This window comes from Pseudoalteromonas sp. CO109Y (assembly GCF_004208935.1).
GTDB lineage: Bacteria > Pseudomonadota > Gammaproteobacteria > Enterobacterales > Alteromonadaceae > Pseudoalteromonas > Pseudoalteromonas shioyasakiensis.
In genome coordinates, this window is the sequence record NZ_SGPD01000027.1 from 272,685 (window position 1) to 297,377 (window position 24,693).

At 40.8% G+C, this 24,693-nt stretch carries 24 protein-coding genes; 18 read left to right on the plus strand and 6 right to left on the minus strand.

Annotation, left to right across the window (positions count from 1 at the left end; genetic code table 11):
• Nucleotides 1–83: 83 nt before the first annotated feature.
• Entirely contained in the window at nucleotides 84–737 is a 654-nt protein-coding gene (locus tag EXT43_RS11050; RefSeq protein ID WP_054561921.1) for an OmpW family outer membrane protein, read from the minus strand.
• A gap of 234 nt (nucleotides 738–971) precedes the next feature.
• Between EXT43_RS11050 and EXT43_RS11055 the strand changes: the two genes are divergently transcribed.
• Together EXT43_RS11055 and dapE are read left to right on the plus strand one after the other, a co-directional pair.
• Nucleotides 972–2,390, plus strand: a complete 1,419-nt coding sequence (locus tag EXT43_RS11055) for an MATE family efflux transporter (RefSeq protein ID WP_130166990.1) — start codon at nucleotides 972–974, stop codon at nucleotides 2,388–2,390.
• A 70-nt stretch (nucleotides 2,391–2,460) separates the two neighbouring features.
• Nucleotides 2,461–3,639, plus strand: coding sequence for a succinyl-diaminopimelate desuccinylase (gene dapE / locus EXT43_RS11060; protein WP_130166991.1), 1,179 nt, complete (start codon nucleotides 2,461–2,463; stop codon nucleotides 3,637–3,639).
• Nucleotides 3,640–3,689: 50 nt separating this feature from the next.
• Here the strand turns inward: dapE and EXT43_RS11065 are convergent, their stop codons facing one another.
• Entirely contained in the window at nucleotides 3,690–5,408 is a 1,719-nt protein-coding gene (locus EXT43_RS11065) for a lysophospholipid acyltransferase family protein (protein ID WP_130166992.1), read from the minus strand.
• 123 nt (nucleotides 5,409–5,531) lie between these two features.
• Between EXT43_RS11065 and EXT43_RS11070 the strand changes: the two genes are divergently transcribed.
• Nucleotides 5,532–6,452: a glyoxylate/hydroxypyruvate reductase A gene (locus EXT43_RS11070; protein ID WP_063529693.1), complete on the plus strand. Its 921-nt coding sequence runs from the start codon at nucleotides 5,532–5,534 to the stop codon at nucleotides 6,450–6,452.
• A 98-nt stretch (nucleotides 6,453–6,550) separates the two neighbouring features.
• Complete coding sequence (locus EXT43_RS20905; protein ID WP_258535966.1) at nucleotides 6,551–6,685, plus strand: hypothetical protein; 135 nt, start codon at nucleotides 6,551–6,553, stop codon at nucleotides 6,683–6,685.
• Nucleotides 6,686–6,747: 62 nt separating this feature from the next.
• Here the strand turns inward: EXT43_RS20905 and smrA are convergent, their stop codons facing one another.
• The 3 genes from smrA to EXT43_RS11085 all read right to left on the minus strand — a co-directional run bounded on the left by smrA (nucleotide 6,748) and on the right by EXT43_RS11085 (nucleotide 8,267).
• On the minus strand, nucleotides 6,748–7,329 hold the full coding sequence (gene smrA, locus EXT43_RS11075; RefSeq protein ID WP_062564281.1) for a DNA endonuclease SmrA: 582 nt from the start codon (nucleotides 7,327–7,329) through the stop codon (nucleotides 6,748–6,750).
• 148 nt (nucleotides 7,330–7,477) lie between these two features.
• Entirely contained in the window at nucleotides 7,478–7,723 is a 246-nt protein-coding gene (locus EXT43_RS11080; RefSeq protein ID WP_054551958.1) for a hypothetical protein, read from the minus strand.
• A gap of 100 nt (nucleotides 7,724–7,823) precedes the next feature.
• Nucleotides 7,824–8,267, minus strand: a complete 444-nt coding sequence (locus EXT43_RS11085) for a hypothetical protein (protein WP_054561915.1) — start codon at nucleotides 8,265–8,267, stop codon at nucleotides 7,824–7,826.
• Between the two features lie 151 nt (nucleotides 8,268–8,418).
• Between EXT43_RS11085 and EXT43_RS11090 the strand changes: the two genes are divergently transcribed.
• Nucleotides 8,419–8,802: a response regulator gene (locus tag EXT43_RS11090; RefSeq protein ID WP_054561914.1), complete on the plus strand. Its 384-nt coding sequence runs from the start codon at nucleotides 8,419–8,421 to the stop codon at nucleotides 8,800–8,802.
• Nucleotides 8,803–8,901: 99 nt separating this feature from the next.
• Here EXT43_RS11090 and rpsT read toward each other — a convergent pair whose 3' ends face one another.
• Entirely contained in the window at nucleotides 8,902–9,162 is a 261-nt protein-coding gene (rpsT, locus tag EXT43_RS11095) for a 30S ribosomal protein S20 (protein ID WP_054561913.1), read from the minus strand.
• Nucleotides 9,163–9,405: 243 nt separating this feature from the next.
• Between rpsT and murJ the strand changes: the two genes are divergently transcribed.
• The 13 genes from murJ (at nucleotide 9,406) to EXT43_RS11160 (ending at nucleotide 24,688) form a co-directional block, all read left to right on the plus strand.
• A complete protein-coding gene (gene murJ / locus EXT43_RS11100; protein ID WP_276319706.1) occupies nucleotides 9,406–10,986 on the plus strand; it encodes a murein biosynthesis integral membrane protein MurJ in 1,581 nt (526 codons plus the stop codon).
• Nucleotides 10,987–11,059: 73 nt separating this feature from the next.
• On the plus strand, nucleotides 11,060–11,986 hold the full coding sequence (gene ribF, locus EXT43_RS11105; protein ID WP_062564282.1) for a bifunctional riboflavin kinase/FAD synthetase: 927 nt from the start codon (nucleotides 11,060–11,062) through the stop codon (nucleotides 11,984–11,986).
• Between the two features lie 25 nt (nucleotides 11,987–12,011).
• Nucleotides 12,012–14,837, plus strand: coding sequence for an isoleucine--tRNA ligase (gene ileS, locus EXT43_RS11110; protein ID WP_130166993.1), 2,826 nt, complete (start codon nucleotides 12,012–12,014; stop codon nucleotides 14,835–14,837).
• Nucleotides 14,838–14,846: 9 nt separating this feature from the next.
• Complete coding sequence (gene lspA, locus EXT43_RS11115; protein WP_130166994.1) at nucleotides 14,847–15,347, plus strand: signal peptidase II; 501 nt, start codon at nucleotides 14,847–14,849, stop codon at nucleotides 15,345–15,347.
• On the plus strand, nucleotides 15,344–15,784 hold the full coding sequence (gene fkpB, locus EXT43_RS11120; protein ID WP_055020954.1) for an FKBP-type peptidyl-prolyl cis-trans isomerase: 441 nt from the start codon (nucleotides 15,344–15,346) through the stop codon (nucleotides 15,782–15,784). Before lspA ends, fkpB begins: the two co-directional genes overlap by 4 nt.
• Nucleotides 15,784–16,713, plus strand: a complete 930-nt coding sequence (gene ispH / locus EXT43_RS11125; protein WP_130166995.1) for a 4-hydroxy-3-methylbut-2-enyl diphosphate reductase — start codon at nucleotides 15,784–15,786, stop codon at nucleotides 16,711–16,713. Before fkpB ends, ispH begins: the two co-directional genes overlap by 1 nt.
• A 38-nt stretch (nucleotides 16,714–16,751) precedes the next feature.
• Complete coding sequence (locus tag EXT43_RS11130; RefSeq protein ID WP_130166996.1) at nucleotides 16,752–17,777, plus strand: histidine kinase; 1,026 nt, start codon at nucleotides 16,752–16,754, stop codon at nucleotides 17,775–17,777.
• Nucleotides 17,774–18,484 carry a LytTR family DNA-binding domain-containing protein gene (locus EXT43_RS11135; RefSeq protein WP_181447710.1) on the plus strand — a complete coding sequence of 237 codons (711 nt, stop codon included), beginning with the start codon at nucleotides 17,774–17,776 and terminating at the stop codon, nucleotides 18,482–18,484. The genes EXT43_RS11130 and EXT43_RS11135 overlap by 4 nt, the downstream gene beginning before the upstream one ends.
• Before the next feature lie 181 nt (nucleotides 18,485–18,665).
• A complete protein-coding gene (pilV, locus tag EXT43_RS11140) occupies nucleotides 18,666–19,220 on the plus strand; it encodes a type IV pilus modification protein PilV (RefSeq protein ID WP_062564361.1) in 555 nt (184 codons plus the stop codon).
• Between the two features lies 1 nt (nucleotide 19,221).
• Nucleotides 19,222–20,211, plus strand: coding sequence for a PilW family protein (locus EXT43_RS11145; protein ID WP_062564286.1), 990 nt, complete (start codon nucleotides 19,222–19,224; stop codon nucleotides 20,209–20,211).
• Complete coding sequence (locus tag EXT43_RS11150; protein ID WP_058585470.1) at nucleotides 20,199–20,681, plus strand: hypothetical protein; 483 nt, start codon at nucleotides 20,199–20,201, stop codon at nucleotides 20,679–20,681. Before EXT43_RS11145 ends, EXT43_RS11150 begins: the two co-directional genes overlap by 13 nt.
• 15 nt (nucleotides 20,682–20,696) lie before the next feature.
• Nucleotides 20,697–23,723: a PilC/PilY family type IV pilus protein gene (locus tag EXT43_RS11155; protein WP_240701492.1), complete on the plus strand. Its 3,027-nt coding sequence runs from the start codon at nucleotides 20,697–20,699 to the stop codon at nucleotides 23,721–23,723.
• A gap of 452 nt (nucleotides 23,724–24,175) precedes the next feature.
• A complete protein-coding gene (locus EXT43_RS11160; RefSeq protein ID WP_130166997.1) occupies nucleotides 24,176–24,688 on the plus strand; it encodes a pilus assembly protein PilX in 513 nt (170 codons plus the stop codon).
• The last annotated feature ends 5 nt before the right edge of the window (nucleotides 24,689–24,693 follow it).

The following is a 24,693-nucleotide window of genomic DNA, read 5'->3' on the forward strand; positions in this document are numbered from 1 at the left end:
CAATTTGGTATTAGGAAATGAATGGAAATAAAAAAGGCCAATAAATGGCCTTTTTGTGCGTATGGGCTTTCACAAAATGAAAGTTAGAATTTGTATTTCACACCGAACATAGCAACAACTGGGTCGATTTCTACAGTTGAAGTTAATGCTTTTGCACCATCTGCATAAACGGTAGCGTCTGTATCGATGTCGATTAGTGAAACCATGCCATGTAGGCCCCAGTTTTCACTCATCATGTAGTTAAAACCAGCTTGAGCTGCAAAGCCAAATGAATCATCTAGTTTAACTTCTACATCGTCAGTGCCTAGTGTTGCTTTTAGTGCAGCTGAAGGCTCTTCATCAAAGAAAACAGTATAGTTTACGCCTACACCCACAAATGGACGGAACTTATAAGTTGAGTCTAAGAAGTGGTATTGCGCTAAAAGTGTTGGTGGTAAATGTTTGATTTTCGCAATTTTGTTACCTGCTAAACCACCTGCACCTTGAACATCATGACTAAAAGGTGTTGCTGCTACTAATTCAATTACCCAATTGTCATCAAGCGCATAATCTACAGTAATACCTAGCTGAGTATCATCATCTGCACGTAGACCTAACGTTGGTGCTTCATTGATTTTTGAGCTGTCGTTATCAGGGTTTACATTAATTGCACCTACGTTCACGCTTAAGTTTGCGTTTGCAACAGGAGAGAGTGCTAATAGTGAAGTAAGTAATGCAATGCTTAATTTAGTTTTCATGTTGTTCTCCGCGAACTACTTGTCTTATTTGGTTGAGGCTATTATTACTAACTTGAAGCGGACAAAACCTGTTCTAGATCAAAGTTTCAAAAATGTTTGAACTAAGTGAAGCCATTTATTGATTTAGATTAAGTTTTTAAACAGGTACAGCAAAAAAAAGATTGACTCTTATTGACTCTATATTCAGTTGCGGCTGGTAAACTAACAGTGTTATTTGCTTATTAGGTGTTTTTCATGGCTGATCCGCAGCACTTATTTCTTCATGGCTCGATTTCAAAAGCGTTACTTAAATTAGGTATCCCGATCATCTTAATCAATATTTTGCAGTCTGCTTATCAGTTGACCGATGCATTTTGGGTAGGGCGCTTAGGGGCAGAACAAGTGGCTGCCGTTTCTGTCAGTATGCCAGTTACCTTTTTGGTGATTGCTATTGGCTCTGGTTTGGCAATGGCGGGCGCTATTTTATCCGCTCAATACATGGGAGCTGGTCAGCAAGATAAGGTAAACCATGTTGCTGCACAAACTATGTTAATGGTGACAATTACCGCAACCATACTTGGTTTAATAGGCTATGTGCTTTCTCCTTACTTTTTGACTTTATTAGGTGTTGAAGATCAAGTGTTTGGTGATGCGCTTAAATTTATGCATGTATCTTTTATTGGCGTTGTGTTTGTATTTATTTATGCCATGTTTCAAGCCTTAATGCGTGGCATAGGGCAAACCAAGGTACCGCTTTATATTGTAAGCGCTACTGTATTACTCAATTTTGTGCTCGACCCTTTACTGATTTTTGGTTTTGGTGACTTTGCTGGATTTGGCGTAATGGGGGCTGCACTAGCCACACTAATCACGCAAAGCTTAGCGGCTGCAATCGGGGTATGGGTGTTTTTGCGAGGCCGCCACGGCATCCAACTTAAACTCTCAAGCTTTAAACCAGACTGGCAATATATGAAACAAGCCTTCTTTTTAGGGGCTCCTGGCTCGGTTGAACTTTCTGCGCGAGCCTTTGGCTTAATCATTATGTCGTTTTTGGTTGCCAGCTTTGGTACACACACCATTGCCTCTTATGGTGTTGGTTCTAATATTTTACAAATGGTGATGATCCCTGCAATGGGTCTTTCAATGGCTGTTTCAACCTTGGTTGGTCAAAACATGGGGGCAAGAAATCCACAGCGTGCAGCACAAATAACACGTTTAGCCTCGCTGTGGGGGTTACTAGGCCTAACTTTAGTGGGCGTTGTAGCTTATCTGTTTGCTGAATACTTTGTGGCTTTTTTCATTCCTGATGATGAGTCTGTGATTGCTGGTGGCGCAGAGTTCATTCGCGTTATGTGTTTAACTTGGGGCGGAATAGGCGTGCAGCTTTGTGTGGTTGCTGCATTTAGGGCTTCAGGAAACATGCTTAATGCAATGGTTGTGTCACTACTTTCGCAATGTGTTATTCAATTTCCTGCAGCGTATATTTTGTCTAAGCATACCTCACTTGGACCGCAGGGAATTTGGTATTCCTTTGCTATTACAAATGTGCTTGTGGCGATCATTACTTATCTTTGGTTCGCAGCTGGTCGTTGGCAACGAACACAATTAACCAAAGAAGACAAAGATATTGCCAAGGTAACCCAAGAAACCCTCATCGAAGAAGGAAATCATTAATTTAAGTTTCACACTGCGGTCATAAACTCTCGTTGTAATAACCTAAGCTTTCTAACTGACTAGGGTTATTATGAGTTTGATATCAAATGCAGAGTTAGCAACCCACTTCTCGGTGCAATCAGATGTGGTAGAAACATTACAAACCTTGCTCCGATTTAAATCGGTAACGCCTGCTCAAGCGGGTGCAATTGATTGGCTTGAAGGTAACTTAAGCCAGCTCGGCTTTGACTGTGAAGTATTTGGCTTTAATCATGTTACTAATTTAATTGCTAAAATCACCTTTGGTGAAGGCCCTATCGTTGCTTTTTCTGGCCATATTGATGTGGTCCCTGCTGCAGAAGGTGATTGGCGAGTTGAACCTTTTAGTGGCGAGATAGTCGATGGCAGTGTCTATGGCCGTGGCGCAGCAGATATGAAAGGCGGTGTTGCAGCTATGCTTTGCGCAACAAAACGTTTTTTAGCGCAAAATAGCAATAAACGCGGCACATTTTACTGGTTAATAACCTCAGATGAAGAGGGCGAGGCTGAATACGGCTCCTTATTGATTGCTGAGCGGTTAGCCAAACAAGGTGTTGTACTTGATGGTTGCTTAGTAGGCGAGCCGACGAGTCATTTGCATGTGGGTGATACCATTAAAAATGGCAGAAGGGGAGCATTGTCTGCTCGATTATCTATTCAAGGTAAAGCTGGGCATGTTGCCTATCCAGCAAACACTATAAACGCAGCGCATTTAAGTGCAGAGGTAGTGAAGCGCCTAACGGCAATTAGCTGGCACAAAGATGAAGCTAGTTCGGCTACAACACTGCAAGTGACCGGAATTAATATTGCCAATGTGGTAGATAATCTTGTTCCTGCTCAGTGTGAGCTCACGTTTAACGTACGTTATAGTCATGGCTACAAAAGTAAAGACGTTAAAGAAGAAATTCAGTTTGCATTGGCAGATCTAGCATCGCAGCTAACGCTTGTTTGGGAACGCCCGTGTGAATCATTTTATACCCTGCATCAAGCAAGCAATTGCTTATTGCAGCAGCTTGAACAAGCCGTGCATGAAGTAACTGGCAGCTTCCCTATGCTAAGTACCAGTGGTGGCACATCAGATGGCCGCTTTTTTGCTAATGAGCACACACAAGTGATTGAATGTGGGGTGCGAAACCATACCATTCATCAAGTTAATGAGCATGTTCCTATCGCAGATTTAAAAACTATTGAGCAAATATATTTAGCTGCACTTAGAAATATCTTTAATTAAAAAGAAAAAAGTCGGCGAGCATGCCGACTTTTTTAGCTATTTTATAACGACTATTCGCGTGTCTGTCCTAAGTATCGTTTGGCCTTAGTCGCTTTCACTTTATCTAAGTCGACAAGCACTAAACCATCAATGCAGTTATTAAACTCAGGGTCGATGCTAAAACTTAAAAACTGCACACCTCCTGGCTCGCAAAGCTCTGTGTATTGTTTAAATAGGGTTGGGACTTGCGCGCCGATATTGGCAAGTACATGCTTAAGTTCAACAAAGTCTTCTTTAATATCATCCCCAGCAAATAACTGAGCACATTGTTCTTTTTGTGATTCGGTATGGCGATATTCATTATTGGGGATAGCTAACACTTGTTTTGCACCATAATAATGTTGGTAATAGTGAACAAGTAGCGATTTAGCTTGCTCGGGGAGCGCGTTAGACACGCTGACTGCGCCAAACAAATAGCGGTATTGCGGGTAGCGGCTCACAAATGCGCCAATGCCAAACCACAAATAATCTAGGCTCTTTCTGCCCCAGTATTTGGGTTGCACAAAGCTGCGACCAAGCTCAATGCCCTTTTCAAAATACGGCGCCATATCACCGCTGTAGCTAAATAGACTGTCGGTATATAAACCTTTGCGGCCATGTTTTTCTATAATGTCTTGTGCGCAGGCAAGTCGGTATGCGCCGACTAGTTCAAGTTGCTTAGCATCCCACAGTACAAGGTGTTGATAATCCATGTCGTATTTATCTATATCTCGGCGTTTGCCACTGCCTTCACCGACTGCCCGAAACGCAATTTCACGTAGTCGTCCTAGTTCACGGAAAATTGGTGAGCTACCACAGTATTGGTATAAGTAAATTTTCATACCATCAGAGGTTTCACCTAATAGCTCACACTCTTCGATGGCTTTTTTAAGGTCTTTCGTTGCTTCTGGACTGGCAATAGGGGTTTGTGTTTTTAAGGGCAGAGGCTTTTTAGTGATAAGTCGATACAACTGCTTTCTTATCAGCTGAGCTATTTCTTTGTCTTTTAAATTCTCGATTAAATATGACTCAGGTGGGATGGAAGCGCCAATTTCAAACTCTAATGATTTTTGTCGCTGTTTGAACATCTCTTTGACTAACAACAAACTGGCTAAGGGTTTGTAGATCATTGAGGTGCCGTAGAATAATGGGCTGTTTTTCGCTTTAATGTAAATTGGCAAAATAGGTGCGTTGGCTTTCTTTGCCATACGCAAAAAGCCAGTATTCCATTTACAGTCTTTAATGCCCGTTGGACTTAAGCGTGACACCTCACCTGCAGGAAAGATTAATAACGCACCGTCTGATTTTAAATGCTTTTGGATATTAGCAAGTTCTTTCTTTTTACTTGTACCAGAGAGGTTATCAACGGGAAGGAGTAACGAGTGCATCGGAGTGATTGACATCAGCATGCGGTTTGCAACGACTTTTAAGTCGGGGCGCACACTTGATAAGACTTTTATCAGCGCTAATGCATCAAGAGAGCCGATAGGGTGGTTAGCGACAATAACGACATTACCTTCACTAGGAATATGTTCCATTTGCTTTGGCTTGTAGCGCGTGTCAAAGTCTAGCTCATCAAGTACTTGCTCTACAAACTCAAGTCCTTGTAAATGTGGGTATGCATCACCAAAGGCAACAAACTCTTGCTCATGTAATAAATAACCCAGACCTTTCTTTACTAAGCCTTTTACTTTTGGTGAATTTTCTAACTGTGGTAAATTTGCTTCTATTACTTTATCAACACTGATCATACAAACCTCAAACATAAACGCTTTCAGCGATGAGATTAGGGTAAGAGTTCGCTGTGACAGTTAGGTTGCAGTTGTGTGACTTTTTAAAGAGCGCTTCGAGTACGAGGCAAAATGGAGAAGACAATGATTTTACTTGTAGCTGTAACAGGCCGAGATTGCAGCCAATTAATTGCTCGATTACAAGCGTTATTACCAGAGGTTGACGTGCAGCTTTGGTCTGAATGCACCGACTACGAAGCTGTAGAGTTTGTACTGGCTTGGAATGCCCCTGCTGATTTATGGCCTAAGCTGGTAAATTTAAAAGCAGTTTCTTCATTTGGTGCAGGCGTTGATAGCATCGACTTAACGAAGATAGCGGCGCACGTCCCCGTTGTTAGAATTGTTGATGATAATCTTGCAAATGATATGGCAGAGTACGTGTTGACCCATGTGTTGGCACACAAGCTGAGACTCAAAGAATATTATTTAAAACAATCAGCCAGTACTTGGAAGCCAAAGCGAGCGTATTCACATCAACATGTGGGTATTTTGGGTTATGGTGAATTGGGTAAAGCCTGTGCTAAGCGGTTACTCGCAAATGGCTTTAGAGTGAGTGCTTGGTCTAATAGTGAAAAACACGATGCTGAAGTAAGTACCTATTACACACAGCAGGGATTAGGTGACATGCTTGGTCAAATTGATTATCTCGTGTGCTTGCTGCCACTTAACCAACACACTCAGGGTATCATTAACAAATCACTGCTAAGTAAATTGCAAAATCATGCGGTGCTTATTAATGTTGCCAGAGGCAAGCATGTTGTCGATGAAGACTTGCTTGAAGCTCTTGATAGTGAGCAATTACGTGGCGCTACCCTTGATGTGTTCAGCGAAGAGCCTTTACCTAAGGTGCATCCTTATTGGTCTCATGAAAAGGTGACCTTAACACCTCACTGTGCTGCATTGTCAGATTTAGAGACTGTGACGCTGCAAATCGCGGGTAATGTCAAAAGATTAATTGAAGGTGAAAGTCTAATAAATCAGGTTGATAGAACAAAAGGTTATTGACACATTACAAATTAGTTTAATATACACCTTGTTAACATCTGTAACTTTGCTATGCTGTTGTTGCTCAATAAAAAAACAATAATAAAAAAAGAGGCGTTATGAAATCTAATCAAGGTGGAGCTAAATTTAGTCTAGTCGTAGTGTCAGTAATCGTTCTTGGTGTTTCAGCATGGTTTAATCAAGCGAATGCGTCGGAGCAGCCAGCTCAGGCTATTGAAGTTAGCCAATCATAACCAACCAATCACAGTTAATATGTGCAGCATGTTTTTATGCTGCACTTCAATCACTTATTCTATTAACTTCTTTTTGAATGGATTTCTCTGTTCTCGTGTTTCTTCTCGTCTGACTTTTTAATCATCACATACGTCGCACCGCTACCACCATGATGCTTAAGGGCGCTATGAAAGGCTAAAACCGCTGGAATTTCTTGCAGCCACTTATTGGTATAGCTCTTTAAAATACCCGGCTGTGATTTATTTTTGATACCAATACCATGGCGAATTAGTACGACACGAATGTTTCGTTTATGGCAGTCATCAATAAAATTAAAAAGCGTACTGCGCGCTCGTTGAAGAGGCTGACCATGCAAATCAAGCGTGGCATCGAGTTGATATTTAGCTAAACGCAGATTTTTATATACTTGGCCTTGTACGCCATCTTTTTTAAATGCCAATATGGCATGAGGATCTAATAGCTCAACGAATTCAGTACGTAAATAGTTTTCATCAATTGCTAAATCACACTCAGCTGCTTTACGTTTTTCTTGTTGCGCTAAAGAAGGGCCCTGTTTCGTAGAATCAAACTGAACAGTGTCATGCTTAAGAGGTTTTACGTCTTCCATTGATGAGAGAAATAAGTCGAAGTCGTTAAATGACACAGTGCACCTCCAAATTATTTATATACGCCATTAATGGTATCTCAGTTCAATCATTTTGTAAGTAAAAAAAAGCCCAAGCAGAGGGCTGCTTGGGCATAAAAGCTGATAGATGGGATAGCCTATTCTATCAATTTATCTTAGGAGAAGATTAACCTTGATTGATATTCAATTGGCCAAATGTGTAGACCTTGAATAAATAAAATGTGTTGATCAACACCAAGCTCATATTTGAGATAACGCTTGATGACATCAGATCTAAACTAAACGATAAAAATAATAAACTACACGCGCTAATCGCTGCAAAACGCAGTAATGTAAGCTGGTTGATAAAAAATGCACCTAGTCCTAGTGCAAGTAACGTTAAGTTTAAAAGCCAATCTAGCTCGTTTAGCATGGTCGTATCTGATCGCGTCTGTGTTGAAAAAGGAGCGCCATTATGGTGATCTTTTACACAGCTTTCAACCAAGTAATTTTAAATTTTCGGATTAGATTTTTTAATCCATTATTAGCTTTTTCATGGCAGCAAAAAAACCACTTTGCTCTGTCACGCGATACTTCTGGCAGGTATCTGGTTTGCGCTTATCCTGGCACAGGTAAATAATGTTGCGGCTTAGGTCTGCACGGGGGCTGAGGGTTGAATCAAATAAGTTTGCACCATAACCAAAAACCCCTGGCCAAAATACACTTTGCGAGACCATACCTAGCTTTTCATAAGTGATTAACACAGGTTTGGGCGTAATTAGCAGAATTAATACAACTGCTGCGAGCGCATACCAGCGTGTTTTACTTTTTTTAAGTTCGACTTCAGGAACGCTTTGCTGCGCAGCTTGTGCACGCGCTTGTTGCTGGGGGGCGGGTCTTTGGCGCTTTGCTTGTGTTGGTTTTTTTCGTGCAGGTGTTTTACCAAGCAAAGATTGTTTTTTTATTTTATTAGACATAAAGCTTATCTGGCCTTTTAAACATAGGTCTCTATAATGAGATTATAACGAAGTTTTTGATATAATAGTCAAATTCAAATCACTTATAGCTTAAATGCGTTACACTCTACAGTGCAATGAGTGTTTATCTTCATAGTTTAAGAGGAATAGTATGGATACGCAGCTTTCAATTCTTATTGTGGACGACGTAGGCACAGTTCGCAGTTTTTTAAATCAAACATTAATGCACCTAGGTATCGATAATGTGCGTGAGGCTTCTACGGCCGCGCAGTGTTTAAGCGCATGTAAAGAAAAAGAGTTCAATATTATCTTTTTAGATATAGAATTACCCGATGGTGACGGCAAAGAGATTATCTCGCAAATCAACGAAATTTCGCCTGAAGCAAACGTAGTAATGGTTTCAGCCCATTCAACAGTAGAAAACGTTAAAGAAGCGATTGAGAAGGGTGCTAAAGGGTTTGTAGTAAAACCTTTCACACCAAAGAAGATTGCCGCTATGCTGAAAAAGTTTTACCCAGAGCTCGAAATTGTCTAGCTAGCTACTTTAATGAGGCATATATAACACGTGCCTTGTTAAATTACAGATAAAAAAAAACCGGCAAAAGCCGGTTTTTTCATATTCATCAAAAACAAATTATAGCGCTTTGATTTTAGCTGCTAAACGGCTCTTATGACGAGCTGCTTTGTTCTTGTGGATTAGACCTTTAGTTGCGTAACGGTCTAGGATAGGTGTTGCAACAGCGAATGCCGCTTGTGCAGCTTCTTTGTCGCCCGCTTCAATAGCAGTAACTACTTTTTTGAAGTAAGTACGCATCATTGAACGACGGCTTGCGTTATGTTGACGATTTTTTTCGCTCGTAATAGCGCGTTTTTTTGCAGACTTGATGTTAGCCAAGGTTTGCTCCTAACAATCTTAAAATAAGCTTAATTTAAAGGCCGTGGAATATGCCTGTTTTTATCATGAATGTCAACGAAATTTTGACATCTCAAGAAAAACTGCTCCTTATAACGAACATCAATTTGCCGCTTTAGCAGTTAATATCGCCATTGTAACAAAGGGTCGGGTTCGAGCCTAGTGCTTTAAAGATATTTTAGGCATAATCGCCCATCTTAGAAGTTTTTTGATAATGGGTTTAAGGTGGCAAAAGGATTATTTCGTTCTGGGATGATTGTTAGTGCAATGACGATGATCTCGCGTATTTTAGGGTTAGTACGAGATGCTGTTGTGGCAAATCTGCTAGGTGCCAGTGCTGCTGCGGATGTGTTTTTATTTGCCAATCGAATTCCTAACTTTTTAAGACGTTTGTTTGCTGAAGGAGCCTTTGCGCAAGCTTTTGTGCCGATTTTATCTGAAATAAAAGAGCAACAAGGCGATGATAAAGTCAGGCTGTTTGTGGCTCAAGCAGCCGGTACCCTAGGTACTATTTTATTAATCGTTACCTTGTTTGGGGTGGTTGCCTCTCCAGTCATAGCTGCTTTATTTGGTACTGGCTGGTTTATCGATTGGTGGCAAGGAGGCGAAAATGCAGAAAAGTTTGTACTTGCTAGTGCACTGTTAAAACTGACTTTCCCTTATTTATTTTTCGTGAGTTTGGTTGCTCTAAGTGGTGCGGTTATGAACGTATATAATCGCTTTGCTGTTGCGGCATTTACCCCTGTGCTGTTGAATGTATCAATTATCACGTGTGCTGTTTTTCTACACGATAAATTTTCGGTGGGGGCATACGCGCTTGCCATCGGCGTGTTTGTAGGGGGCTTAGTGCAGTTATTGTTCCAGTTGCCATTTTTGTATCGTGCCCGTATGTTGAGCCGTCCTAAATGGGGCTGGCAAGATGAAAACGTTAAGAAAGTCCGAAAACTTATGCTACCGGCCTTGTTTGGCGTGTCTATCAGTCAGATAAACTTACTACTCGACACCATGATCGCCTCGATGTTGATGACTGGCTCTATCGCGTGGCTTTACTACTCAGACCGTTTAATTGAGTTTCCTCTTGGCTTATTTGGTATCGGTATAGCAACGGTCATACTGCCCGCATTGTCTAAGCTACATAGCACCAAAAGCACAAAAGATTTTCAACTAACCCTCGACTGGGGGGTGAGATTTGTTATTTTCTTAGGCTTGCCGGCCATGTTTGGTTTAATGGTCATAAGCCCGCTCATTATTACGGTTTTATTTGATCATGGTGCGTTTCAAAATGGTGAAATTGATCATGTAAAAGCGGTAAGTTACGGTGTGATGGCCTACTCAGTTGGTCTGGTTAGCTTTATGTTAATCAAGGTGTTAGCACCGGGTTTTTATTCACGTCAAGATACTAAAACGCCGGTAAAAATAGGCATTAAAACATTGGTGTTAAATATGGTGTTTAACATTATGCTAGCTCCATTTATTGGCTATTTGGGTTTAGCATTAGCAACTGCGATGTCGGCCAGTTGTAATGCCTATTTGTTGTATCATCAATTACGTAAAGAAGGCGTTTATCAGTTTTCTGCGATGAGTCTGGGCTTCACCTTTAAGTGTTTGTTTTCAAGTTTATTAATGGCTGCTGCAGTGTGGTATGTTGGCCAGCAATTTACGTGGAAAACATGGCACTTTACTGAGCAAGTGTTGCTGTTGAGTGGGTTATTAGTGCTGGCGGTTTTTGTTTACTTTGCGGCCTTATTTATTTTAGGTGTGCGACTAAATACGATAAAAAGTGTTGCAACTACTGAATCAAACTAAAAAAAAGATTATAATCGGCCCTTCAGGCCCGATATCAATGTTTTGGGCTCGCTGATAAAGGCAAAAAGGTGGCATGGAGTTAATTAGAGGTATTCACAATATTCGCGCGCAGCATTATGGCTGTGTGTTGACCATTGGTAATTTTGATGGCGTGCACTTAGGTCATGCAGAAGTGATTAAAGGCTTGTTGCAAGACGCAGAAAAGCATCAATTGCCAAGTACCGTGATGTTATTTGAGCCTCAGCCACAAGAGTTTTTTGCTAAAGATAATGCACCCGCGCGTTTAACGCGACTACGTGATAAGCTCAGTTTGCTTGCTAAATTAGGCGTAGAGCGAGTGATTTGCATTAGCTTCAATCAGCAATTTGCCAACATGGAAGCAGAACAGTTTGTCAGCCAAGTACTGGTTGAAAAGCTAGGCGTTAAAGCATTAACTGTTGGTGATGACTTTTGTTTTGGCAAACGTCGTCGTGGCGATTTTGCGTTACTAAAAACCATGGGCGCTGAGCTGAACATGGATGTGAAAAGTACTGCAAGTTTTCGCAGACTCAATGATAGAGTCAGTAGTACCCTTATTCGCCATGCGCTTGCTGCAGGGCAATTAGAAGATGCAAAAACCATGTTAGGTCATGGTTATGCGATTTCTGGACGTGTTATTCATGGCTGGGCGAAAGGTCGTGAATTAGGGTTCAGAACTGCCAACATAGCACTAAAACGCCAAGTATGCCCTGTAAATGGGGTATTTGCGGTACGAGCTAAAGTGGGTGATAAAGAATTATATGGGGTTGCAAATATTGGCAACAAACCCACATTTAATGGAACACGCGCATTGTTAGAAGTCCATCTTTTCGACTTTGCGCAAGACATTTACGGACAATTTATGCACGTGGAGCTAATTAAAAAGCTTCGCGATGAGAAAAAATTCGAGACATTAACACAACTGACGGCGCAGATTGCAGATGATGTAACCGCCGCTAAGCAGTGTTTTGGTTTAAATTAGGTAGCCGATACGGAAAGTAGGATTAATGAGCGACTACAAACATACTTTGAATTTACCGGAAACAGCGTTTCCAATGCGCGGCAATTTGGCACAACGTGAACCAAAGATGCTTAAGACATGGTATGAAGACGATCTTTACGGTCAAATTCGCAGCGCTAAAAAAGGTAAAAAAACCTTCATTTTGCATGACGGTCCTCCGTATGCAAACGGTGATATCCATTTAGGCCACTCGGTAAACAAAATTCTTAAAGATATTATTGTTAAGTCAAAAACTTTGTCTGACTTCGACGCACCTTACGTGCCGGGTTGGGACTGTCACGGTTTACCAATTGAATTAATGGTTGAAAAGAAAGTAGGCAAGCCAGGCGTTAAGGTGTCTGCTGCTGAGTTCCGTGAAAAATGTCGCGCATACGCAAAAAAACAAGTCGAAGGTCAAAAAACAGACTTTAAACGTCTTGGTGTATTTGGTGACTGGGACAAGCCTTACTTAACAATGAACTTTGACTTTGAAGCGAATGCAATTCGCGTACTTGGTCGCATCATTAAAAATGGTCACTTACACAAAGGTGCTAAGCCTGTTCACTGGTGTACAGATTGTGGTTCAGCACTTGCTGAAGCGGAAGTTGAATACCAAGATAAACAGTCTCCAGCAATCGATGTGCGTTTTCAGTTTGCTGATCAAGATGCTGTAATCAATGCGTTTGAACTTGCTGAAGGCCATGAAGGTACAGGTGCTGTTAGCACAGCAATCTGGACAACAACACCTTGGACATTACCAGCTAACCGTGCAGTAGCGGTTCACGAAAAGCTTGAATATGCCCTTGTTCAAATTGATGATGAAGGTGCACAGCAACGTCTAATTTTAGGTTCTGAGCTAGTTAAAGATGCTATGGACCGTTATGGCTTCAAACATTACCACGTACTCGGTTATGTAAAAGGTGCCGCACTTGAGAACTTACAAGTTGCTCACCCATTCTATGACTTCACAGTGCCTGTGATTGTTGCCGATCACGTAACGACTGATTCTGGTACTGGTGTTGTTCATACTGCACCTGGTCATGGTCAAGAGGATTTCGCGGCAGGTCTTGCTTATGGTTTAGAAGTAGCTAATCCGGTTGGTGCTAACGGTGTTTACTTACCTGACACACCAATGTTTGCAGGTCAGCACGTATTTAAAGCGAATGCGAGCGTTATTGACGTATTAACTGAAAACAATGCGTTATTGCATCATCATGCACTTACGCACAGCTACCCACATTGCTGGCGTCATAAAACTCCTATTATCTTCCGTGCTACGCCACAGTGGTTCGTAAGTATGGACCAAGCTAACCTTCGTCAAGATTCATTAAGCGAAATCAAAAAGACTGAGTGGTTACCTGAGTGGGGCGAGAGCCGCATTGCAAACATGGTTGAAGGCCGTCCTGATTGGTGTATTTCACGTCAACGTACATGGGGTGTGCCAATTGCATTATTCGTTGATAAAGACACTGGTGCGCTTCATCCGAATACCGAAGAGCTAATTGAAGAAGCTGCGAAGCTGGTTGAAAAATCAGGTATTCAAGCTTGGTATGACTTAGATCCAGCAACCTTACTTGGCGATGACGCTGAGCAATACATGAAAGTACAAGATACGCTAGATGTATGGTTTGACTCAGGTGTGACTCACGCATGTGTGGTTGATGCACGTGAAGATTTAACCGGTCCTGCTGATCTTTACTTAGAAGGTTCTGATCAACACCGTGGCTGGTTTATGTCGTCAATGATGACATCGGTTGCTATCAATGGTCATGCGCCATATAAGCAAGTGCTAACACATGGTTTCACGGTTGATGAAAATGGCCGCAAGATGTCTAAATCATTAGGCAACGTAATTTCGCCACAAAACGTGATGAACAAACTAGGTGCTGACATCTTACGTTTATGGGTTGCATCAACTGATTTTACAGCTGAAATGACTGTATCTGATGAAATCTTTAAACGTTCAGCAGACCGTTATCGTCGTATTCGTAACACGAGCCGTTACTTACTTGCGAATTTAAATGGTTTTGATCCAAAAACTGATCAAGTTGCTATTGAAGACATGGTTGAGCTTGACCGTTGGATTGTGGGCCGCGCAGCTGAGCTTCAAGATGAAATCTTAGCGGCTTATGACAAGTATCAAATGCTGCTTGTAACGCAAAAGCTAATGAACTTCTGTACTGGTGAGCTTGGTTCGTTCTACCTAGACGTAATCAAAGATCGTCAATACACAGCGAAAAGCGACAGTCATGCGCGTCGTTCATGTCAAACTGCGCTTTATCACATTGCCGAAGCAATGACGCGTTGGATGGCACCGATCTTAAGCTTCACCGCGCAAGAAATTTGGGAAGCATTACCAGGTGAGCGTGACAAGTTTGTATTCACTTCAGTATGGTACGATGGCTTGCAAGCCTCTTCACAAGGTAAATTCAGCAACGATGATTGGTTAACAATCCTTAACGTGCGTGATGAAGTAAACCGTGTACTAGAAGCAGCTCGTAAAGAAGAAGTTATTGGTGCTACTCTACAAGCAAACGTAAACATTTATGCAGGTGAAGAGCTAAGCGCGAAATTAGCTGCATTAGGTGATGAACTGCGCTTTGTACTATTAACGTCAGGCGTAACCGTTGAAACTGTGACAGCACAGCCAGAAGAAACGCAAGCTACAGAAATTGATGGCTTATACATTAAAGTTGCTGCAACAACCGCTGAAAAATGTGAGCGTTGTTGGCACTACTGTGATGATGTAGGTGCTGATCCTGCTCACCCTGAGATCTGTGGCCGTTGTGTAAGCAATGTTGATGGCGATGGTGAACAGCGTCAGTTCGCATAGGAGTTGTTTGTGAGCAAACTAGCCGGAAAAAGTGGCTTGGTTTGGTTATGGCTTAGTCTACTACTTTTGGTAGTAGACTATGCGACAAAATCACTTGTCGTTAGTACCATGGCCTACGAAGAGTCGATTGATATTCTGCCATTTTTTAATTTCACTTATGTACATAATTATGGTGCAGCCTTCAGCTTTTTAAGTGATTCAGGTGGCTGGCAGCGTTGGTTCTTTAGTTTGATTGCAGTGTCGATCAGTGTGCTTTTAGTATGGTGGCTGAAGCGTTTGCCAGCGACGAACAAAGTATTATGTTCTGCTTATGCGTTAGTATTAGCCGGTGCAATAGGCAATTTATACGACCGTATCGCTTATGGCTATGTTATTGACTTCCTGCATGTATATTACGAAAACTGGCACTTTCCTGTTTTTAATATTGCCGATTGTGTAATTTGTATCGGTGCCGCATTACTTTTATTTGATGCCTTCACAGGCGAAAGTCCTAAGGAGCAACAAGCATGAGCCAAGCTGTAATTGGTGAAAACTCTGAAGTGATCTTTCATTTCTCAATTAAGTTAGAAGATGGCTCAGCAGCCGATTCAACCAAGGTACATAATAAACCTGCAAAATTGCGAATGGGTGATGGTAGCCTGACAGCAAACTTTGAAAAGTGTTTACTCGGTTTAGCTGCTGGTGACAGTAAGTCATTTGCATTAGAGCCTGAAGATGCATTTGGTCAGCCAAACCCAGATAACATTTATTATGTTGACCGCAGTAAGTTTGGTGCAGATACTCCAGCTGAAGTAGGTAATATTATTGCCTTTACTCAACCAGATGGCACAGAGCTTCCGGGTCTTGTTCGTGAAGTTCAAGGTGACTCAGTCACGATTGACTTTAACCACCCTCTTGCAGGGCAGCGCTTAACCTTTGAAGTTGATATTTTAGAGGTAACAGGTTAATGGACATTTTATTAGCGAATCCACGTGGCTTTTGCGCAGGTGTAGACCGTGCAATTAGCATTGTGGAGCGTGCACTGGATATCTTTGAAAAGCCAATTTATGTGCGCCATGAAGTCGTTCACAACCGATATGTTGTTGATGGCTTAAAAAATCGCGGTGCTGTGTTTGTTGAAGAGCTAGATCAGGTTCCTGACGACAGCATTGTTATCTTCAGTGCGCATGGTGTATCGCAAGCTGTTCGTAGTGAAGCAAAGCGTCGCGACCTTAAAGTGTTCGATGCCACTTGCCCACTGGTAACAAAAGTGCATATGGAAGTAACACGCGCAAGTCGTAAAGGCACTGAGTGCGTGTTAATTGGTCACCATGGTCATCCTGAAGTAGAAGGCACAATGGGGCAGTACGACAACGAAGCGGGTGGTATTTACTTAGTAGAAACCCCTGAAGATGTTGCTGGCCTAACGGTTAAAAACCCTGAAAACCTGTTTTACTGTAGCCAAACGACGTTATCTGTAGATGATACGGCAGATGTAATTGATGCACTTCGTACTAAGTTTCCGGCAATTGATGGCCCGCGTAAAGATGACATTTGTTATGCTACGCAGAACCGTCAAGATGCAGTCCGTGACTTAGCAGATAAAGTGGATGTGCTGCTTGTAGTAGGGGCTAAAAATAGCTCTAACTCAAATCGTTTACGAGAACTTGCTGACAAAATGGGCACCACTGCTTATTTAATTGATGATGCGAGTAATGTTGAAGCGGATTGGTTCAACAGTGTCAATGCAGTGGGTGTGACTGCAGGTGCATCTGCACCAGAAGTTTTAGTTCAACAAGTAATTGCTCGTCTAAAAGAATTGGGTGGCAATCAAGTTATTGAAAATCCTGGTGAAGAAGAGAACATAGTATTTGCCGTTCCTGTTGAGCTACGCTAATCTAAGCAAATAGTAGTCAACAGTTAAAAGAGGAGCCCATGAGCAAACAGCCAAATTCGAACGGCTTGCTGATTGCGGCTCTTTTTCAATCTCGTGGTGTCCTTGCCACACTGATCGTCAGCCAAGTCATTGCTATTTTACTCGCCTTCTCACCCATGAGTTTAGGTGATGTTTGGTTACGCCTGGCTATATTTAGCTGCTTTTTACATCTAATCTTTCTTTCTAGCTTGTCGTTACTGTATGTGTGCCGAGCCTTACTTACAGAGCTGTCACATTCAAAGCAGTTATTTATTTTGATATCCACTTTACTGGCATTAACGTCTGTTTTTAGTTGGCTGTTTTTGTCAGTGTTTTCAGATGTGTTTGCTATGGAGTCGAGGGCTAACTTTATTGTCAGCAATTTACTGATCATATTTTTGGTAACGGCGCTATTCAGCCAATTTTTGCTTATTCATAATCAAAAAGAGCAGCAAACTAAAGCGTTAGCGCAGGCTGAGCTTGATGCCTTACAAGCAAGAATTCGTCCTCACTTTTTGTTTAATAGTTTGAACACTGCTGCTGAGCTGACACATTATGATGCTGACGCGGCTGAACAAGCAATTTTAGCGCTGGCGGCGCTGTCACAGGCTGCTATGCGCAGTGGTAAAGCCATAAAGCTTACTGATGAAATCACTTTATGCCAACAGTATGTAGCCCTTGAGCGTTGGCGCTATGGCGAACGCCTAGCATTAAGCTGGCAATTACCTGACGAGTTGCCAGACATTGATATTCCGTGTTTAACAATACAGCCAATTATTGAAAATGCGGTATTTTATGGCGTCGAGCCCGCAGAGCTGGGCAATATTTCTGTTGAAATGCATCAATCGGATAAAGCTTATACCTTTATCATAACGAATCCTGTAGCTGCAGAAGTGAATAACTCACGAACAGGAAATGGGATGGCACTGGATAATATCCGCCAACGTTTGGCACTTTTCTATCAACAAAAAGCACAGCTGACGACCACAATTCGTGATGATGTATTTAGAGTGAAGCTGGTAATACCAAAGCAGAGGGATGCATGATAAAAGTTTTGATTGCTGATGATGAACCACTAGCAAGGGCACGTATAAAACGTTTATTAGCTGCAAATGAGGGTTGCACTATTGTTGGTGAAGCAAGTAATGGTGAGCAAGCAATTGAACTTTGTAAGCAGCTCCAGCCCGATTTAGTAATGCTTGATATTAATATGCCTAAGCAGTCTGGCCTTGAAGTGGCCGCAGAGCTAAAACAGTTTTCGATCCCGCCTGCAGTTATGTTTTTAACAGCCCATTCAGAGCACGCATTAACGGCATTTGAGCTCGCTGTTGATGGCTATTTAGTTAAACCTGTTTCTGAGCAGGCATTAACCAAAGCAATGACGCAACTGAGTAAATTAAACCGTACTCAAGTAACTGCCCCCGAAAATAACTACATTAGTTATCAACTTGCAGGTGTAATACGACGAGTTAATGTAGATGATGTGGTTTGCTGTATCGCAGAGCAAAAATATACTCGAGTAGTGTTTTTTGGAGGTGAGGCACTTGTTGAGCAAAGTTTAAAGCAACTAGAGCAAACCTATCCGCTGCAGCTACTTAGAGTCCACCGTAATACACTTGTGAATAAGCAACATATTGTTAGCCTTAATAGCCCATCTTCAGGTGGGCATACAGTTACGATGAAGCAGTATGAAGAGCCTTTGGCAGTTAGTCGTCGAGAGCTTAAAAATGTTAAAGCGGTAATGGGTAAATAATAACAATCTTCATTGCAGCATCTTATCTTCAATAATTACTTTCTTTAGTAGTCATTATCTAACTTTGAGCAAAGTTTAAGTACCGTTTATCGCGCATTTTGACCGCTCGTCCATATACAGATTGTTATTTATTTGTGCCGTAATATTCTTACGGTATGTAAAAGTATCTATGAACTTCATCATGATTAAACATTCTGAGCAGCAAGGCTTTACGCTTATTGAAGTGCTTATTGCCTTTGTTATTTTAAGCTTTGGTTTATTAGGCGCTGTGGCCCTGCAAGCAAAAGCGAAGCAGGCAAGCTTTGATTCTATGCAGCGTGCAGCTGCTGTAGCACTTGGTAATGACATTATCCAGCGTATGCGAGCGAACGACTCACCTGGCTTTGCAGCGTTATATAATGGCACTTTCGATAGTGATACAGCTCTAAATACGAGTTTGAGTTGCTATAACTCAGCATGTAGTGCTCAGCAATTGGCAGAATTAGATAAACAACAGTGGGTGCGTGCAATTCAGGCTCGTGAAAACACCGGCGCTTTAGACGATGCAACTGTGTGCATTAGTAGTACTCCCGTTGCTGCAGGCAATGCCAGCGAATTCAATATTGAGGTTGTGATCAGTTGGCAAGGACGTCAAGAACTTAGTGCTAATAAAGATACAGCTGCAATTGATTGTGGTTCTAAAGGCGATAAGCGACGTTTGATTGTTCTACAAAGCTATATTTATTTAAGGTCTTGATATGAAAAAGCATAATGGATTTACTCTCGTCGAGATGATGGTTGCTTTATTCATCGGAGGTGTGGTGCTCGGCGGGGTGATGTTTACCTATATAAGCATGAAATCAACAACTCGTGACACGATGACAATTGGTGAGCTACAAGAAACTGGTAGACTGGCTATGAATATCATGCAACGTGATATTGAACAGATTGGTTTTTGGGGCACGTTTTATGAAGACTCTTTCTCAGATGCAAATACAAACAGTTTAGGAAATCCCGGTAATGATTGTTCAGAAGGCCTTAATAATGGCAGCTTTCCAGATACAGCTGCAACCAGTAATTTTCGCTCCGTTTATGCAGTGCAAACAACCGGTAACTCAGCCCTTGGATGTATAAACAATGTTGAGAAAAATACAGATGTACTGCAAATTAAGTTTTTAGAAGGCTTACAAATTCAACCTGTCGATACTAGCGATAACTATTACTATTTTATTGCCGAGCAAGAGCTTGCTGAGTTTCAGCGCGGCCCAATCGCGGCAGCAGCTGTAAATGGTAATGCTACGATTTGGCGTTATCGACATCATGTTTATTACATAGCAAAGCAAACCTACACCATTAATGACCAAAGAGTGTCTGTTCCTTTACTTAGACGTAAACGCTTAACTCCTTCTGGGGGCATGACAACTGAAACGGTTATGGAAGGGGTAGAAAATATGCACTTTGTGTTTGGTCTTGATACTACAAATAACAGTCGTGTTGATACATATAAAAGTATCAGCCAGATGACCAACACTGATTGGGAAAATCGCCGTGGTATTTTGACAGTGCAAGTATTCTTACTTGTGAGATCGCTTTTACCAGATTCAAACCTTAAGTTGAAAAATCAAACTTATACATTGGGTGAAGACGCAAATAGCCGCGTTCTTACATTTGACGATAACTACCGACGCGCACTATTTACGACCACTATCCGCTTGAACAATGTTGGGGCAAACTTATGGCGCATTTAACTATGATGCATAAGCAACAAGGTGTTGTATTAATCGTTGCTTTGATCATGGTTATTGCGATAACCGGTATTGCTGTGACTTTGATGAGCAGCAGTAGTGTAGATATTAAAATCACAAATGCCGCTCAAGAGAGAGAAGCGGCAGAGAATGAATTAATTGGTGATGTACAAAACGTCATTGCTAATGAAGCAAAAAAATTAGGTAACAGCCGGTTTTTCTTTAGTAGAGGGCAAGTTCCTGAAACAGGCCTCGATCTAGGTAATACAAATGACACATCTAATACCATGTTTAACAAAAATGAAGGCCCTATGGCTTTAAGGTGCCCAAGACGTTTTGATGATACTGCAGGCTTAAGATGCAATATGGTTGAGATTAATTCAGTGATTGAATATGGCTCTAAAAGTAAGCATAACCTCACTATTACAACAGGGATTGCTCAAGAAATGCTGAGCTTAAATAGTGGAAATTAATGGAGTAAGGCGAGTATGAAAATGAAGTTAAACAGCCTATTTTTTATTTTTGCATGTGTATTTTGCCAAAACCTTTATGCTGAAGATATAGATCTATATGTAAATTATGACGTAGCGGAAGACGAAAAATTACGGGTCTTACTTGTTTTTGATACATCAAATAGCATGGCATTCTCTATAGAAACGGGCAAAGCCTGTAGAGATAAAGGAAAACTAATACTATGCCCTGAAGGAAGTCGTTTAGAAGTCGCACAGGAGGCGATGATTAAATTAATCAATGACAATACTGATATTGAGTTTGGTTTAATGCGGCTTATTAAAGGTACTGGTGGTTATATTGTCCATGGGATTGGAACAAATCATAATGCGATTAAAAATACTCTCAGAAATTGGGACATCACTGATCTAGAATTAGGAACCCCATTAGTTGAAACTATTACTGAAACATGGCGATACTTAATAGGAGATGACCTTTTTTTCGCGAATCTGGTTGAACCAGCTAAAAGAGATAGTTCAACAGAATCAAATGGTAAGTATATTTCTCCTTTCAAGCAGAACTCAGGTGATCCAGTACGATGCGATAATAGCGTAAATATTATATTGATGACAGACGGTGAACCTTACTATGATGTCGGTCAGGATAAATATATAGAAAACTTATATAAAAGTATTTATGGCATTTCACCTAAAAAAGTGGGTAATAGTCATTTACCCTCAATGGCAACAATTCTTCATGGTAAAGAGAAAGAAAATAGGGATATATACCCTGAAACAAGTGTTGTAGATGGCGCAAATGTTTACACGATTGGTTTTGGTAAAGGCTTAGTTAAAAACGCAGGAGACATTTTACAGGCGACTGCTGATAATGGTGGGGGTAGTTATATTTTCGCAGAGTCTGCAAAAGCGCTAAGTGATGCATTTGATGATGTTCTTACCGATATCAGAGAGGTCAACTCAACTTTTTCTTCGCCATCGGTAGCATCAAATAATTCAGATAAATTATCACATCGTGATGCAGTTTATTTTCCTATGTTTTTACCTTCAAACGATGCTCGGTGGCGAGGGAACCTTAAAAAGCTAAAAGTATCTGGTGGTGTCGTAGTTGATGCCAACCTTGCCTCCGCCCTTGGTAATGACGGGGCGATTTTATCAACAGCAAAAACGTATTGGCAATCCAACAGCAATCTCATTGCTGATGGTGGATATGTTGAGAAAGGCGGTGTAAATACTTATCTAGCTGAACAATCGAGTATTCCAAATAAAGGCCGGAAAGTGATCACAAACTTATCTGGTGGTCGAATGCTCAACTTTACGGCTTACAGAGTCATAATCCATTATGGAAATCGATTTAAGGCTGCAGTTGATTTTGATTCAGACCCCGATGAAGTCTTTGATCTTATAAACTGGTCTCGTGGACTTGATGTTGATGATGAAGATCAGGACGGTTCAACAGATGATTCTCGCCATGATATTTTTGGTGATGTACTGCACTCTAAGCCTGTTACGATAGATTACGGCTACAATGATGTTCGTATTCTTATTGGTACTAATGCGGGCTATTTACATATGTTTAGGGACAGAAACGATGTATTAAGCGAAAGCTGGGCATTTATGCCTGCGGAACTGTACTCAATTATTAAGCCATTACGCGATAAAAAGTTACACACAAAAGTGTATGGAGTGGATGGCCCTATAACCGTTTATTTTGATGATAAAAACGAAGACGGCATCGTTAATAATGATGACAGGGTATGGGCATTTTTCGGATTACGTCGAGGTGGTAGTAGCTATTACGGTTTAGATATAACTAACCCTAATTCACCTTCTTTGATGTGGGGAGGGCCATTAAAAAGTGGTGATGGAAAATTTTTAGAATTAGCACAAACATGGTCTAAACCTCAAATTACATTTATCAACCTTAAAGGCTATGAAGATAGACCGCTATTGGTTTTTGGTGCTGGCTACGACACGAATAAAGATAATTCAATCTCAACAGATTCTAAAGGGCGAGGCTTATACATTGTTGATGCAGAAACTGGAAAACAAGTTTGGGCGTTAACAAACTCAGAAGGTGGCTTTAAAGGGCAGCACAGTATAGCGTCAGACATACATTTACTTGATTCTGATTACGATGGTTACACTGACAGATTGTATGCAAGTGATACTGGTGGTGGAGTTTGGCGAGTTGACTTGGCAACAAACAACAAAAAAAATTGGACGCACTTTCAACTTGCAAAATTAGGTAATAATAACCGCCGCTTTTTTTATGAGCCATATGTTTCAAGAACTCTGTTCAGTAAAGTAACAGAAACAACACTTGGTGATGAAACAACTTACTCAAGAATTGATACCCCATTTGATGCAGTACTGATTGGTAGTGGTGATCGCACAGATCCATTGAATTTAAAAGTTGCTGATAAGCTCTATATGATTCGAGATGTAAATACAGTAACTCGAAGCTTTGAAGAGGAAGAAATACCAGATTTAATTTGGCAATCAGATTTAATGAATGTAAATAGTGACCCATTTGCCAAAGTTACTGACAGTTTGGAAGACTTTGTTGAATTAGAAGCTGATTTAGCTGAAAAAGATGGTTGGTTTTATAATTTAGGGTGGGGTGAAAAGGCAACTTCGAAGGCTACCGTGTTAGGAGGCGTTGCTTACTTTACTACCTATAAACCAGATACCAGTTCATCATCGGATTCACAGTGCTCAATTGCAGAAGGACAAGGTTATCTTTATGCATTTCATCTTCACTATGGAACCAAAGTGTATGATTGGTTAAGAACCCCAACAGCGGCAGAGTTACCAGATACACCAACTATGTATGTTGAAGATGGTGATGTGTATATATTTCCATTACCAAATAAAGACCCAAATTGTACTGAAAACTGTGAGAAAATTGCGGCTAAAGTAGTTAATGGGCCAACTCCTAGCGTTGATGAAAATGGCAATGTTCAGCTTTATGATGAGGAACCACTTAAATTAGAAGTTCATCAAAGTTATATTTATAAGCAAGAAAGAAATGATAATAGCTTATGATTAAACTGTTTGTTTTTTAATTTTTATATTTAATTTTTTCTTTATTGAGAATGTGTTTTCAACCCGGAAATTTGTCTGGGTTGAATGTTTTTTATAATCGCTATTTTATTGCTGGTTATCTAGTATTTATAATCTCCTGTCGTAACTTTGTCCTGAAAAGTTTACATTTAACCTGTTGTAATTTGGTTGATTTTTTCCCTTGATTCTAGGCGTCTTGTAACATTTTAAATTGATTGAGATTTTATTTTTTAACTTTCTTCTTTTTCTTTTATTAAATCTTTAAATATTTTAATAAATAACTGGAATGATGTTGTGTATTTATTATAATACTAATTAGTTAGCATTAATTGGTTGCGTGTTTTAAATTTAAAAACACTTTTACCTGATTTTGTTTTGCTGACTTGGATATTACTAGGCGAGATGTAGATGAAATATCAACACGAAGGTTTGCTATGAAAAACTTTTCAATTAATCGAAATAGAAAAAACAGTGTTCCTAATATACGAAAACAGCAAGGCATTGTGCTTATTATTGCTTTGATTATGGTCGTTGCTGTGACAGGTATAGCTGTGACTTTAATGAATAGCAGCAGTGTAGATATAAAAATTACAAACTCAGCTCAAGAGCGTGAGACTGCAGAAAATAGCTTAATTGGTACAGTGCAAAAAGTTATTGCTAATGAAGCGGCAGCAGGTGGCAATAGTGCTTTTTTAATGAAGGCATCTGAAATACCTGAGGGCGGTTTTGGTATGGATGATATGGATGGCGCATCTAATACTATGACAAATCTAAATAATGGTGCGCTAGATTTACCATGCCCACGTAAATTTAACTTTACCGCCGGTGTGTCATGTAACATGGTCCAAGTAGATACCACTATTACTTATGGCACTAAGAGTAAACATACCTTAACGATCAGCACAGGCGTTGCCCAAGAAATGGCTAGCCTCAATACCGGTGGTTAGTGGAG

Excerpts from the sequence above, each read along its gene's own strand:
- EXT43_RS11050 (WP_054561921.1), bottom strand. The coding sequence starts at position 737 with ATGAAAACTAAATTAAGCATTGCATTACTTACTTCACTATTAGCACTC.
- EXT43_RS11055 (WP_130166990.1), top strand. The coding sequence starts at position 972 with ATGGCTGATCCGCAGCACTTATTTCTTCATGGCTCGATTTCAAAAGCG.
- dapE (WP_130166991.1), top strand. The coding sequence starts at position 2,461 with ATGAGTTTGATATCAAATGCAGAGTTAGCAACCCACTTCTCGGTGCAA.
- EXT43_RS11065 (WP_130166992.1), bottom strand. The coding sequence starts at position 5,408 with ATGATCAGTGTTGATAAAGTAATAGAAGCAAATTTACCACAGTTAGAA.
- EXT43_RS11070 (WP_063529693.1), top strand. The coding sequence starts at position 5,532 with ATGATTTTACTTGTAGCTGTAACAGGCCGAGATTGCAGCCAATTAATT.
- EXT43_RS20905 (WP_258535966.1), top strand. The coding sequence starts at position 6,551 with ATGAAATCTAATCAAGGTGGAGCTAAATTTAGTCTAGTCGTAGTGTCA.
- EXT43_RS11080 (WP_054551958.1), bottom strand. The coding sequence starts at position 7,723 with ATGCTAAACGAGCTAGATTGGCTTTTAAACTTAACGTTACTTGCACTA.
- EXT43_RS11085 (WP_054561915.1), bottom strand. The coding sequence starts at position 8,267 with ATGTCTAATAAAATAAAAAAACAATCTTTGCTTGGTAAAACACCTGCA.
- EXT43_RS11090 (WP_054561914.1), top strand. The coding sequence starts at position 8,419 with ATGGATACGCAGCTTTCAATTCTTATTGTGGACGACGTAGGCACAGTT.
- ribF (WP_062564282.1), top strand. The coding sequence starts at position 11,060 with ATGGAGTTAATTAGAGGTATTCACAATATTCGCGCGCAGCATTATGGC.
- ileS (WP_130166993.1), top strand. The coding sequence starts at position 12,012 with ATGAGCGACTACAAACATACTTTGAATTTACCGGAAACAGCGTTTCCA.
- fkpB (WP_055020954.1), top strand. The coding sequence starts at position 15,344 with ATGAGCCAAGCTGTAATTGGTGAAAACTCTGAAGTGATCTTTCATTTC.
- ispH (WP_130166995.1), top strand. The coding sequence starts at position 15,784 with ATGGACATTTTATTAGCGAATCCACGTGGCTTTTGCGCAGGTGTAGAC.
- EXT43_RS11130 (WP_130166996.1), top strand. The coding sequence starts at position 16,752 with ATGAGCAAACAGCCAAATTCGAACGGCTTGCTGATTGCGGCTCTTTTT.
- EXT43_RS11135 (WP_181447710.1), top strand. The coding sequence starts at position 17,774 with ATGATAAAAGTTTTGATTGCTGATGATGAACCACTAGCAAGGGCACGT.
- pilV (WP_062564361.1), top strand. The coding sequence starts at position 18,666 with ATGATTAAACATTCTGAGCAGCAAGGCTTTACGCTTATTGAAGTGCTT.
- EXT43_RS11145 (WP_062564286.1), top strand. The coding sequence starts at position 19,222 with ATGAAAAAGCATAATGGATTTACTCTCGTCGAGATGATGGTTGCTTTA.
- EXT43_RS11150 (WP_058585470.1), top strand. The coding sequence starts at position 20,199 with ATGGCGCATTTAACTATGATGCATAAGCAACAAGGTGTTGTATTAATC.
- EXT43_RS11155 (WP_240701492.1), top strand. The coding sequence starts at position 20,697 with ATGAAAATGAAGTTAAACAGCCTATTTTTTATTTTTGCATGTGTATTT.
- EXT43_RS11160 (WP_130166997.1), top strand. The coding sequence starts at position 24,176 with ATGAAAAACTTTTCAATTAATCGAAATAGAAAAAACAGTGTTCCTAAT.